Genomic DNA, 14,012 nt, shown 5'->3' on the forward strand with positions numbered 1-14,012 from the left:
AGAATCAGAACAATAAATTAGCCAAATTATGCCAGCACTCCTACGATACACACAACCTAACCGCAGTCACCTTTTCGAAGAAATTCGAGGAAATTTGAGGAAACACAGCATGTCCACTTACTCTCAAGAAATCGAAGCGGCAGCAAAGCTCTGTGACAAGAACGGCAGCAGCTGGGATGCCATCAGTCCGGAATCTGTTGCGCGTATGCGCCTGCAGAACAAGTTCAAAAACGGCCTGGACATCGCCAAGTACACTGCCGATATCATGCGCAAGGACATGGCGGCCTACGACAAGGACTCCTCCAAGTACACCCAGTCCCTGGGCTGCTGGCACGGATTTATCGGCCAGCAGAAAATGATTTCCATCAAGAAACACTTCGAAGGCAAGACCGACCGCCGCTACCTGTACCTGTCCGGCTGGATGGTAGCCGCCCTGCGCAGTGAGTTTGGCCCCCTGCCCGACCAGTCCATGCACGAAAAAACTTCCGTTGCTGCACTGATCGAAGAGCTGTACACCTTCCTGCGCCAGGCAGATGCCCGCGAACTGGGCGGCCTGTTCCGCGAGCTGGATGCAGCCCGCGAAGCTGGCGACGAAGTTGCCGCTAAAGCGGTACAGAACAAAATCGACAATCATGTCACCCACGTGGTGCCGATCATCGCCGATATCGATGCGGGCTTCGGTAACGCGGAAGCCACTTACCTGCTGGCCAAGAAAATGATCGAAGCCGGTGCCTGCTGTATCCAGATCGAAAACCAGGTTTCCGACGAGAAACAGTGCGGCCACCAGGACGGCAAAGTGACCGTTCCCCACGAGGACTTCCTGGCCAAGATCCGCGCCGTACGTTACGCCTTCCTGGAGCTGGGTGTCGATAACGGCGTGATCGTTGCGCGTACCGACTCCCTGGGCGCTGGCCTGACTAAACAGATCGCGGTAACCAAAGAGCCGGGCGATCTGGGTGACCAGTACAACAGCTTCCTGGATTGCGAAGAAGTTTCCGAAGCAGATCTGAAAAATGGCGATGTGATCATCAACCGCAACGGCAAGCTGCTGCGCCCGAAACGCCTGGCATCCAACCTGTTCCAGTTCAAGAAAGGCACCGGTGAAGCCCGCTGCATACTGGACAGCGTGACCTCCCTGCAAAACGGCGCGGACCTGATCTGGATCGAGACCGAGAAGCCCCACGTGCGCCAGATTGGCGGCATGATGGACGAGATTCGCAAGCAGGTTCCGGACGCGAAACTGGTGTACAACAACAGCCCGTCCTTCAACTGGACCCTGAACTTCCGCCAGCAGGTATTCGATGCCTGGAAGGAAGAAGGCAAGGACGTTTCCGCTTACGATCGCGACAACCTGATGAGCGCAGAATACGACGAGACCGAACTGTCCAAAGAGGCGGATAACAAAATCCGTACCTTCCAGGCAGACGCTGCTCGCGAGGCCGGTATCTTCCACCACCTCATCACTCTGCCGACCTACCACACCGCGGCGCTGTCTACGGACAACCTGGCCAAGGAGTACTTCGGCGAGAAAGGCATGCTGGGTTACGTCGAAGGCGTACAGCGCAAGGAAATCCGTCAGGGCATCGCCTGCGTGAAGCACCAGAACATGGCCGGCTCCGACATGGGCGACGACCACAAAGAGTACTTCGCCGGTGAAGCCGCGCTGAAAGCTGCTGGTAAAGACAATACCATGAACCAGTTCGGTTGATCACTTTCAACGAGTGTCCCTGAGAAATCGCTTCACTCACTTCGGGCCGCATCATGCGGCCCATTTTTTTGCCCTTCTTGCGCGTGTTTAATCCAGCTCTCGTGATCCCCGTACCACTTCTCGGCGGTTATTGACGATCTGTGCAGCCAGCCCCGGCACTCGCACGTCAATAAATCATGCATTTCACATGAATCCCATTTTTGGCAGCACAGCCTGATTGGGATTTTTTAGAAAAACAGAGAGAAAACGGAGGCTCCGGCAATGCGCCTTTCGCATTTACTGATATCCGCTACCGTGTGCTTTGCGGCACCAGCGGTATTCGCCGCACAGGCGAGCATGAATATACCCAACGACTGGGGCCAGGGGGCACAGGCAGAAATCATAGTGCTCAATGACGAGTCCGCCCCACTTTCTGACTGGACCGTGGAATTTGACCTGGATGGCGAGATTACCCAGATCTGGAACGGGGTGGTGGTCTCCCAGAGCGGCAATCACTATGTGGTGGGGCCGGTATCCTATAACAGCACCATCGGTGTCGATGGCCAGGCCAGCGTAGGGTTCCTGGTAAGCCCCGGGGGCATTTCCCCGGTGCCTGTGAGTGTCAATGGAGACGGTGGTGGCAATTCTTCCGGTGGCTCGTCATCCTCGTCCTCTTCATCTTCGAGTTCTTCTTCAAGCTCCTCATCCAGTTCTTCGTCCAGTTCATCCAGCTCGTCAGGGGGCAGCTCATCTTCCTCTTCATCATCGGGCTCCTCCACCTCTTCTTCCTCCGGTGGGTCCGGCAGTGGCTACCTGAGTTACCCGATGAGTGGCTTTATCACCGTGGACCAGTTCGGCTACCTGCCTGACAGCGAAAAGGTCGCCGTGTTGCGCGATCCGCAACAGGGATATGACAGTGCTGATAGCTACACGCCGGCACCGGAAATACGCGTGGTCAACAATGACACCGGTGAAGTGGTCCATTCCGTACAGCCGCAAACCTGGAACGGTGGCGCCACCGCGGAAAATTCCGGTGATCGGGTATGGCATATCGACTTCTCTGCAGTGCGCAACGAAGGCGACTACATTCTCGCCGATGAAAGCAACCAGTTGCGTTCACCGGTGTTCCGTATCGCCGCAGATGTGTACCGCCCGGTGCTGGTGCACGCCGTGCGCAGTTTCTATTATCAGCGCGCAGGCTTTGCCAAACAGGCGCCTTATGCAGATGCGCGCTGGACGGATGGCGCCAGCCACCTCGGTGCCGGCCAGGATCCCCAGGCACGCCGCTACAACGCCACTGGTGACGCCTCTACCGAACGCGACCTGCGCGGTGGCTGGTACGACGCCGGCGACTACAACAAGTACACCAACTGGCACGCGGATTACCTGATAGCGCTCCTGAACAGCTACCGAGAAAATCCCGCGGTGTGGACGGACGATTTCAATATCCCCGAATCCGGTAACGGTGTTCCGGACCTGCTGGACGAGGTGAACTGGGGTATGGACTGGCTGGTGAGAATGCAGGAAGACAATGGCTCGGTACTGTCTGTGATGGGCCTTGCCCACGGGAGCCCGCCCTCTTCGGCTACCGGTGCCAGCACCTATGGTCCGGCAACCACCGCCGCCAGCTACAGCAGTGCCGCAGCGTTCGCGCTGGGTAGCCAGGTCCTCGGCCAGATTGCCGGCCTGGAATCCTACGCTGCCGATCTCGGCGATCGCGCAGAGGCGGCATGGCAGTGGGCGCAGGCGAACCCGTCGGTGACTTTCCACAACTCCGATAACGGCGTAGCCGCTGGTGAGCAGGAAGTGGACGACTACGGACGTTTTGCCAAAAGTCTGATTGCCGCAATCCACCTGTATCGCGCCACCGGCAAGGCGGAATACCGCAGCTTTGTCGAAAGCAATTACCAGGCCGCGCACCTCATGGAATGGAGCTGGGTATCGATCTGGGAAGTGGAGGTCCAGCACGCCCTGCTGTATTTCGCATCCCTGAACGGTGTCTCCGCGCAGGTGGCGAGCAATATCCGCAATACCTACGCTACGGGTATGAGCGGCGCCGACAATTGGCCCGCAGTGGACGGCAATGCGGATGCCTACCGCGCATCGATTCCGCAATACACCTGGGGCAGTAACCGCAGCCAGGCGCACCAGGGCAACCTGTTCCTGGATCAATTGCAGTACGACGCGGGCGCCCCGGCCGCGGACGTCGTTCGCAATGCCGCGCTGCGCCACGTCAATTACCTGCACGGCGTAAACCCCCAGGGCAAGGTGTACCTGTCCAATATGGGGGAATACGGTGCGGAAAACTCAGTGGACAGTTTCTACCACACCTGGTTTGCGGACGGCAGCGCGCAGTGGGATTCGGTGACCGAGTCGTCCTACGGCCCGGCGCCCGGATTCCTGGTGGGCGGCCCAAATCCCAGTTACGACTGGGACGCCTGCTGTCCCAGTAGCTGTGGCAGCCCGGAAAACAATGCCCGCTGTGGACTGGCACCACCCGCCCCGCCTTACGGTCAGCCCGCACAGAAGGCCTTCCTGGACTTCAATACCAGCTGGCCACTGAACTCCTGGGCGGTCACCGAGAACCACAACATGTATCAGGTGGCGTATATCCGCCTGCTGTCCAAGTTTGTACCGAACGGCAACTGATCATCCATCACAGCGATCTTCGTGAGGGGCCGGATCTGGCCCCTTCACCCTCCCGTCATACAAGCACCACAACAACGAGAAATGGCGCCATTTTGGACTAGGCTTATGGCAAGCCTGCAATGAAGCTGTCGTCTCTATGTCGTCCTCCAGCCAAGTACTCGTCCTGAACTGCGGAAGCTCCTCGCTGAAATTTGCCGTCATCGACCCGCACAGTGGTTGTCTCTCCCTCAGTGGCATCGGCGAGTCCCTAGGCCAGGATGAAGCCTCGGTCAGCTGGAAATGCGGTGGTGAGCGTCAATCTGCCACCCTGCCTGCCAACGCCCGTCACACCGAGGTGATCCGGTTTCTGGTGGATGAAGTACTCAGCCGGCACGATAGTTTGCGCGAACAGCTGGTGGCCATCGGACATCGGGTAGTACATGGCGGCGAGAAATTTTCCCACTCGGTTCTGGTGGATGAAGCGGTGCTGAAGGCCATTCAGGAATGCGTGGCGCTGGCGCCACTGCATAACCCCGCCCATCTGCAGGGGATCGAAGCGGCCTCTGCCGCCTTCCCGGATTTGCCGCAGGTAGCGGTTTTCGACACGGCATTTCACCAGTCGATGCCACGACACGCGTACATTTACGCCCTGCCCTACGAGCTGTACCGCGATCACGGTATCCGCCGCTACGGCATGCACGGCACCAGCCACCGATTTGTCACCGAGCGTGCGGCGGAGTTACTCAACCTGCCGGTCAACGAGGTGAACATCATCTCCGCGCACCTGGGCAACGGCGCGTCCATTACTGCAATCCGAAACGGTCGCAGCGTCGACACCAGTATGGGCCTGACACCACTGGAAGGCCTCGTTATGGGCACGCGCAGTGGCGATGTGGACCCAGGCCTGTTGATGCACCTGGGCAGTCGTATGGATTACTGCCTGAAAGAAATCAATGACCTGCTCAACAAGAAGAGCGGCCTGCTCGGCGTCTCCGAGCTCAGCAACGACTGCCGTACGCTGGAACAGGCAGCAACCGATGGCCACGACGGCGCACAGCTGGCGCTGGATATTTTCTGCTACCGCCTGGCCAAATATATCGGTGCCTATCACGCGGTTTTACCGCAAGTGGATGCGCTGGTGTTTACTGGCGGTATCGGCGAAAACTCCAGCCTGATACGCGAGAGAGTGATGAAGCAACTCCGCGGTCTCGGCTACGCTGCGGACGACGAGAAAAATACCCGTGCACGATTCGGCGAAGAAGGCCCAATCAATACCGAGCAATCCGCGGTAACCCTGGTAATCCCCACCAACGAAGAGTGGGTCATTGCCCGCGACGCGGCGGAACTGGTACCGCCGGACACCCCGAATCACGACCCCAGCTCGAGGGAATGACCCATGTCTCGCACAATCATGCTGGTACCCATCAGTGATGGAGTCGGCATTACATCGGTTAGCCTGGGCACCCTGCGCGCGCTGGAACGCAATGGTGTGAGCGTCAGCTTTTACAAACCCATTGCAGAAACCGTGCATCACGAAAAAAATCGCGATCGTAGCAACGAGATACTGCGGCGCGCCTCCAATCTCAAGGTGCCAGAATCCTTCACCATGCACCATGCGGAGCTGATGATCGGGCGGGACGATCTGTCCGGGCTGCTGGAAGATATTTTGGCCCGCTTCCGTGAGGGCGCGAACAAGGCGGACGTCGCCATCGTCGAGGGCCTGGTACCCAATACGGAAAACCAGTTTGCGAGCCAGCTCAACCTGCAGATCGCCAAAACCCTGGATGCGGAAATTGTACTGGTGGTGTGCCCGAACCTGGACTCAACCCAGCAGTTAAAAGACCGCCTGGAAGTCGCCATGGCGACCTTCGGCGGCGCCCAATCTGGCCGTGTGGTGGGTTGCATCGTCAACAAGGTGGGGGCGCCATCCTATGTGCCGGAGGCCCCCGGGGCGGATATCACCGGGGTATTCGAAGGGTCCGGCATGCGTCGCGGTAACCTGGAAATCCTCTCTCTATTCGGCAAGAGTCCGCTGCCGATCATCGGCTGTATTCCCTGGAACCCGAACCTGGTTGCACCGCGAGCGAAAGACCTGGCCGATCATTTTCAGGCGGAAGTGATCAACTACGGCGAACTCGATACCCGGCGTCTGCACAGCGTGACGTTTTGCTCACGCTCCCTGGGCAATATGATTTACCGGTTTGAACCCGGATCCATGCTGGTGACCTCGGGTGACCGCCCGGATGTGATCGTCGCTGCGTGCCTGGCAGCAATGAATGGCGTAAAAATCGGCTGCCTGCTACTTACCGGCGGTTTCTACATCGAACCCATGGTGCGGAAGTTATGCGCACCGGCAATGGAAACCGGGTTGCCCGTCATCCTGGTAAACACCAATACCTGGCAGACCGCGTTGCAACTGCAGACGTTCAATATGGAAACCCCCACCGACGATGTGGACCGGATTGAGAAGGTGCAGGATTTTATCGCCGGCCACCTGGACAACCACTGGGTGGAATCCCTCAGCAGCGAATCCGATCGGCCTAAACGCCTATCGCCGCCGGCATTCCGCTTCCATCTCACCGAACTCGCCCGCCGTGCCAACAAGCGAATCGTATTGCCTGAGGGGGATGAACCACGCACGGTCAAAGCGGCACTGGCGTGCGCAGAGCGCGGTATTGCGCGGCCGGTACTACTGGGAGATCCCAAGGAAATTCACCGTGTGGCCGAACAACAAGGCCTCGCGTTGAGCGACAAGGTGGAGATTGTCGATCCCAAAAGTGCGCGCAAGAAGTACGTCGAGCCCATGGTGCAACTGCGTAAAAACAAGGGGCTCACAGAAATCGTCGCCAAAGAGCAACTGCAGGATAATGTGGTGCTCGGCACGATGATGCTGGCGGAAGACGAAGTGGACGGACTGGTATCCGGTGCCGTCCACACCACCGCCAACACCATCCGCCCCGCACTCCAGCTCATCAAGACGGCACCCAGCGCGAGCCTGGTATCGTCCGTGTTTTTCATGTTGCTGCCAGACCAGGTTCTGGTCTACGGCGACTGCGCCATCAACCCGGACCCCAATGCAGCGGAACTGGCAGATATCGCCATCCAGTCCGCGGACTCCGCTGCGGCCTTTGGCATAGAACCCCGGGTAGCCATGATCAGCTACTCGACAGGCAGCTCAGGCACGGGCCTGGATGTGGACAAGGTGCGCGAAGCCACACTGATTGCTCAGGAAAAGCGGCCGGACCTGGTGATTGATGGGCCCCTGCAATACGACGCGGCGATCATGGAAAATGTGGCCAAGAAAAAAGCGCCGGACAGCCCGGTCGCGGGGCGTGCGACGGTATTTATTTTTCCGGACCTGAATACCGGCAATACCACCTACAAGGCGGTACAGCGCAGTGCGGATTTAATCAGCATCGGGCCGATGCTGCAGGGGATGCGCAAACCGGTCAATGACCTCTCCCGGGGCGCACTGGTAGATGACATCATCTATACCATTGCCTTGACGGCTATTCAGGCGAGCCAGTTGAAGTAAACCGATGCATTCACAGGGGGATATCCGGGCGGTTTCCATCAGCGTCGGCCACATTGCCGAGCGGCCGCGTCTTGTCCAGGAATCGGACCAGAGAGCCAGCGACCACATACGCCTCCAGCCGATGCTCGAAGCTATCGGTATATCCGAACGCCATACGCTTCAGGCAGGCATGCACTTCGCGATACTCCGGCGCATCACTTTTGACGGCCACTAACCCCTTGCGCAGAATTGGCCACAGCTCCCAGATCTTGCGCCCCTCCTCCTTCACCGCTTTAAGTGCAATTGCCAACTGGGCCTCTTCATAGGTCAGGTCTGTGCCCAGCGGATAGTAAGGCAGCAGGTTCAAGCGATGCCCCTGGGAAAATACCGCCTGAATCCGCTCGGGTGTATTGTTGGCAAACACCTCGGGAATTTCGTACGACGCTTCAACCTTGCCTGCGTCCTTGGCTTTACCCAGTAATTCCTGCTGGAAACGGGAGTCGGTGATACACAGCATTGCGGTGATCACGTCGCGGTCAGATTTTCCGCGCAAGTCTGCCGCCCCGTACTCCGTTACCACCATATCCCGCAGATGACGGGGAATGGTGCAATGGGGGTACTCCCACAGAATATTGCTGCGAATGCGCCCTCCCTGGTGGCGGGTGCTGGCGAGGGCGATCACCGAACGGCCACCGGGTAACTCGTGGGCCTGCGCTACAAAATTGTACTGGCCACCCACGCCACTGATCACCCGGGCGTCATCCAGCCCATCGGAAATCACGGCGCCGTTTAGGGTCACCATCATTGCCGAATTGACGAACCGCGCGTGCTGGCGCTGGGCGATTTTCAGCGCACGTCCCTTCTGCAGCTCGTTGATGTAATCGATGGCGGTCATGTTGATACCGGCCATCTGGGACTCGGGCATTTCACGCAAAGCGGCGTACATGGCGTTCGATCCCAGGTAGAACCCTCCGTGCAGCCAGGTACCTCCCGCCAGCTTTTTCCCGGCGCAACTACCGAGCAGCTTCTTGCGGCCGGTACTGCTGTGCAGGTCGCAATCCTCCAACTCGCCGTGCTGGTCCAGGAAGCGATGGCCACGCCAGCTGTAACTGGGATCCACGATACCGGCACTCTGCAGAAACTCGGTATCCGCCTCAGTGAGCGGACACTGGATTCGGCCGGCGTCGTGCAGCGCGATCAAAAGATCCTCATCGACGGTATCGCCAATGCGTCCTTCGTTGAGCAGCTCCTGAATCGTCGTGTCCGCATAGACTTGCCGCTTTAGCACACCCGCCTGCCTCAGATGCAGAAAACCCTCCGGAACCATCTCGCTGGCCCCGTACAGCCCCCGGTCGAATACACCGAGCTGTAGCCGTTCACGGTACAGCTCACGCGCCTTGTCCTCATTCAGGGACTGCAAGATATCCCGGTAATCTGGATTTTCACTCTGGCGCAGCCGCAGCACGTGGCAGATGGCGTCACCCAGTGCACCGATACCAATCTGCAGCGTGCCCCCGTCCTCAATCAGGCCGGCAATATGAAATGCCAGCGCATAGTCGGTCAGTCTTACCGGAGGATTGGGGGCCGGAAAAATCTCGTGTTCGAAGGATTCACCTTCGAGCAGGAAGTCGAACATTCCCCGATCCACACGAGCGTCGCCACCGACAAACGGCAGTCTGGGGTTCACTTCACCCACCATCGTGATGTGCCGGTATTTGCGCTCTTCGGCCAGGGCGAGCAAAGGCAGCGTGAGGTCCGGGTTACTGCTCAGGCTGAGATCCATGCTGTCATCCGTGGTGGGCGCGACCATCTGTGCCACCACATTGACCCCGCGATCCAGCAGGTCCCGCGGCACGTGGGTGTAATTGGCACTGACATAGCTCTGCTGGGCGGAAGCCACACCGAGAAAACTACCCGGCTGCATAAAAAACTCACACACTTCCACATTCGGCGGCAACAAACCCTTGCGCCGTGCCTGGTTGTACGCCAGATCCTGGTAATCCGAGTAGAGACGATCCAGCAGGGGCTGAACAAACCGGCGCTGCAACTCACTACCCCCGGAGGGACGCTCCAGAGTCAGCGCAGTGAAAATGGTGAGGGAAATTTCCGGGTTCTGTTCGGCACGGGCATACATGGCATTGGCGAACTGGTTCGCTTTACCGATGCCCAACGGCAACCCGAGCACAATCCGCTTGCCGACCTTTTCCAGCACGGCATCCACGCACGCTTCTGCGGTATCGAATGTACCCGGTTTTGTCATTGCCTCTCGCTCCAGAAGTCTGTCGTCGCGATTACATGGCGCTAATCAATCGCCGCCTGCCTATTGCAGCGTATCCTCTGATCCCCGCTCCGGTGACGTGGTGGGCAGAGACTCGAAGTGATCCACCTGAATCGCCTTGTTGACCAACTCAGAAGTCTTGCGAATTTTCTCCGCTTCCTCCTCGGAGATGAGGTTGTCAGAGAGCGCCTGATCAATGGCGTTGTCATTCAGTGCGCGCAAACCGCCCTTCTTCATCTTTTCGCGAATTGCTTCAGTTCCATGGCTGCTCAGAAATGCCTGCTCAACGATATCGACACCATCACCGGGATTGCCGGGGAATACCCCTTTGGTCAGGCGATCCCTCGTTTCCGATGGCACCATGATCAGGTTGGCACAGGCCCGCGCCTGACGATCCGAGGCGGCGCGGATACTGTGCCCCCAGGGCATGGTGAGGAATTGCATCAGCTCGCCGATAAAGCGGATCGGGAAGTTGTGGAACACCTCAATCAGGCTCACCTCAATATTGTGAAAGCCTGCGCGCATGGCAAACTCGAGCAGCGGACGATCCTGCTGGGGGCTGCCATCATCCTTGAAGCGTTTGAGCGTGGAACTCATCAGGTAAAGCTCACTGAGTACATCACCGAGACGTGCGGAGATCATTTCTTTTCGCTTGAGCTCGCCACCCAGCGACAACAGGGAAATTTCCGTTACCAGGGTCAAAACCGCAGAATAACGGTTCATCTGACGGTAGTATTTTGCTGCCTCCCCAACTCCTCTGGGACTGCTCGCGAAAAGCCCGCCGGTCCAGCCGTGGAACACCGCGCGGCAGAAGGTTTTCAGCTGGAAAAGCGCGTGTTTGGGCAACAGCGCGTCCAGCTCTTTTACACCTTCATCCTTGTCCGGGTTGGTGGCGGCCTCCATTTCCTGTAGCAGGTAGGGATGGCAACGGATTGCCCCCTGACCGAAGATCATCAGGCTGCGCGTAAGAATATTGGCGCCCTCCACCGTAATCGCCACCGGCACCGCACGATACACATTGCCCAGATAGTTCAGCGGCCCATCGATGATCGCCTTACCCGCGTGGATATCCATGGCGTCGTTAACCGCCTGGCGCAGGCCGAAGGTAGCGTGTGCTTTCATGATCGCCGACACCACCGCCGGCTTGAGCCCCTTGTCCAGAGCACGGGTGGTGGTTTTGTGGGCAGAATCGAGTACATAGGCAATGGCCGCAATTTCCGCGAGGCGTCGCTGCACGCCCTCGAACTTCCCGATCGGAATCCCGAACTGTTCACGGATATGCGAGTAGGCACCGGTGGTGCGCGCGGCGAGCTTGGCTCCGCCAGTAGACAGAGACGGTAGAGAAATACCTCGGCCGGCGGCCAGCGCGCTCATCAACATATGCCAGCCGCGGCCAATGTTTTCCTGTCCGCCGATGATCCAGTCCATTGGGATGAACACATCTTTGCCCCAGTTGGGCCCGTTCATAAATGCCTGCATGGCAGGTATGTGCCGCTGGCCGATGGTTACTCCGGGCGTATCCGTAGGTACCAGGGCTACCGTAATTCCCAACTCCTCGGTATCGCCGAGAATATGGTCGGGATCGTAGAGTTTGAATGCCAGCCCCAGCACGGTAGCCACGGGCCCGAGGGTGATGTATCGCTTGTGCCAGTTGACACGCATCCCCAGGGTCTTTTCGCCGTTGTACTCCTGATAGCAGACCACCCCGCTGTCTACCATGGCGGCAGCGTCGGAACCCGCCTCGGGACTTGTCAATCCGAAACAGGGAATATCGCGCCCATCCGCAAGCCGCGGCAGATAATGTTTCTTCTGTTCATCGGTGCCGTGGGCCATCAACAACTCACCCGGGCCGAGCGAGTTGGGCACCATGACGGTAACCCCGACACTGGTGCTTCGGGTGGAAATTTTGGTGACGATTTGCGCATGCGCCGTTGGGGAGAATCCGAGCCCGCCGAATTCTTCGGGGATGATGATGCCAAAGAAGCGATTCTTCTTAAGAAATTCCCAGATCTCCGGGGAAATATCGTGATCTTCGTAGGATATTTTCCAGTCGTCTACCATCTGGCACAGCTCTTCGACCGGGCCATCGACAAATGCCTGCTCCGCCTCGGTCAGCTCCGGGGGGCCCATATCCAGTAGCTGATCCCAGTCGGGCTTGCCAGAAAGTAATTGGGCATCCCACCAGACCTCACCGGCCTCCATTGCTTCGCGCTCGGTATCGGAGATGGGGGGCAGAACCTTTTTAATCCAGTTCAACAACGGCGCGGTAATCCATTTCTGGCGCAGGCTACTCATTATTTATCCTTGTTGGCTAAAAATATGTCTCTTCCCGCGTTGCGGCAGACGTCTGGTCAACACAAGCGGGCTGATGAGAAAGGTTTGCCTGAAACTATAGGCAATAGGGAGTAAATATTGGTGTTCAGGCGAATGCCAGAGTGCCAATGCCGCAGAAAATTATCAATGCGGCCACCACCCGCTGCCGGGAAAAGCGCTCATTGAGCAAAACCACCGAGATGATTGAGGCAAACAGAATACTTACTTCGCGGGTGGCGGCCACCGCGGCAACGGGCATCATCGACGTGGCCCAGAGCGCGATGCCAAATCCGCCGGTCGCCAGCATTCCCGACAGTGAACTGCGCAGAAAATTGGCGCGCGCGAAGGCAAATCCCTTCAGCGGACGCGTCACAAACACGGCAAGGATAATTCCACCGCCAGACAGAATCTCCAGCCATGCCACATAGCTCAATGGGTTGGCGACGCTGCGCACACCGGCCGCGCCAATCGTCGTATAGCCCGTAATCGCAATTCCGGTGCCTACCGAGTAAAGAATACCCCGCCGCCCCACTTTCAACTCTTTCATCACCAGGGCGAAGATACCGCAGGTGACCAGCAAAATGCCGGTCAACTGTAACGGCTGCAGGGATTCATCAAGGAATAGGAGTGCGGCGGTAGCGACCATCAGTGGTGTTACCCCGCGGGCTATGGGGTAAGCGGTACCGTAATCCAGCGCCTTGTACGATCGGGACAGCAGGAAGAAATAGAGATACTGAAAAAAAGCGCCACCGAGTAAAAACCCGAGCGCCGCCTTACCGGGCAACGGCAACTGGGTCGCAAGGGCGGCTCCTACGAGCAGGCCGACACTACGTATCATTGCCAGCTGCAGGAAGCCTTCTTCACTGTGTTTGACCACCGCATTCCATACGGCGTGCGCAAGCGCAGACAGCAAGACCAGCGCAAAAAGGAACGTTTCGGATATGACCAATTTACATAAGCGATTGGGGAGAAACTATCACACCGTTATTATCGGCGTACAAATACTCTCCAGGATTAAAGGTAACGCCGCCGAAAGTCACTGCGATATCGCGTTCCCCGATCCCTTTTTTTTCGGTCTTCATGGGATGACTTCCGAGCGCCTGTACTCCTAACTCTAGCTCAGAAATCGCATCCACATCGCGAATGCACCCGTACATCAAGATGCCAGCCCAGCAGTTGGCGACGGCTTTTTCCGCCAACATATCCCCCAGACAAGCTCGCCGCATGGACCCGCCTGCATCCACTACCAGTACCTTGCCCTCCCCCGGTTCGGCTACCAGCTCGCGCACCAGAGAGTTGTCCTCGAAGCATTTTATGGTGACGATCTGCCCGCCAAATTGCTCGCGACCACCGTAGTTGACGAAAATGGGTTCAACGACCTGTACAAGGGCTTCAAACTCATCACAGAGATCCGGAGTGGAAATGGTTTTGGAAGTCATTGCGGGCTCCTGAGGCTAAGGGAAAATAAAACACTGCAGCGCCCGCGATAATAGCCGCCTACCACCTCAGTCACAGCCCAAACACAAAAATACCGGGTATTATCCCAATGGATAGTACCCGGTAAATGGCTTGCCCCTATGCAAACTGCGGAC

Annotated in this window: 8 protein-coding genes; 4 read left to right on the top strand and 4 right to left on the bottom strand. The window is 57.9% G+C overall.

From position 1 onward, the window contains the following. Positions 1-109 precede the first annotated feature (109 nt). From HUW35_RS15920 to pta, 4 genes are all read left to right on the top strand, one after another. A complete protein-coding gene (locus HUW35_RS15920; RefSeq protein ID WP_181253208.1) occupies positions 110-1,708 on the top strand; it encodes an isocitrate lyase in 1,599 nt (532 codons plus the stop codon). Between the two features lie 261 nt (positions 1,709-1,969). Beyond that, positions 1,970-4,336 (top strand): glycoside hydrolase family 9 protein, encoded by a 2,367-nt coding sequence (locus HUW35_RS15925; protein ID WP_255463343.1) that lies wholly within the window; start codon positions 1,970-1,972, stop codon positions 4,334-4,336. Between the two features lie 136 nt (positions 4,337-4,472). Continuing rightward, positions 4,473-5,708: an acetate kinase gene (locus tag HUW35_RS15930; protein ID WP_181253209.1), complete on the top strand. Its 1,236-nt coding sequence runs from the start codon at positions 4,473-4,475 to the stop codon at positions 5,706-5,708. Positions 5,709-5,711: 3 nt separating this feature from the next. Beyond that, positions 5,712-7,850, top strand: a complete 2,139-nt coding sequence (pta, locus tag HUW35_RS15935; RefSeq protein ID WP_181253210.1) for a phosphate acetyltransferase — start codon at positions 5,712-5,714, stop codon at positions 7,848-7,850. A gap of 10 nt (positions 7,851-7,860) precedes the next feature. Here the strand turns inward: pta and HUW35_RS15940 are convergent, their stop codons facing one another. The 4 genes from HUW35_RS15940 to rraA form a co-directional block, all read right to left on the bottom strand. Next, entirely contained in the window at positions 7,861-10,089 is a 2,229-nt protein-coding gene (locus tag HUW35_RS15940; protein ID WP_181253211.1) for an acetyl-CoA hydrolase/transferase C-terminal domain-containing protein, read from the bottom strand. A 60-nt stretch (positions 10,090-10,149) separates the two neighbouring features. After that, entirely contained in the window at positions 10,150-12,402 is a 2,253-nt protein-coding gene (locus HUW35_RS15945; RefSeq protein ID WP_181253212.1) for an acyl-CoA dehydrogenase, read from the bottom strand. 124 nt (positions 12,403-12,526) lie between these two features. Further along, entirely contained in the window at positions 12,527-13,369 is an 843-nt protein-coding gene (locus tag HUW35_RS15950; protein ID WP_181253213.1) for a DMT family transporter, read from the bottom strand. Position 13,370: 1 nt separating this feature from the next. After that, positions 13,371-13,859 carry a ribonuclease E activity regulator RraA gene (gene rraA / locus HUW35_RS15955; RefSeq protein WP_181253214.1) on the bottom strand — a complete coding sequence of 163 codons (489 nt, stop codon included), beginning with the start codon at positions 13,857-13,859 and terminating at the stop codon, positions 13,371-13,373. Positions 13,860-14,012: the final 153 nt, after the last annotated feature.

Origin of the sequence: Microbulbifer sp. YPW1, from assembly GCF_013367775.1 — a bacterium.
Lineage (GTDB): Bacteria > Pseudomonadota > Gammaproteobacteria > Pseudomonadales > Cellvibrionaceae > Microbulbifer.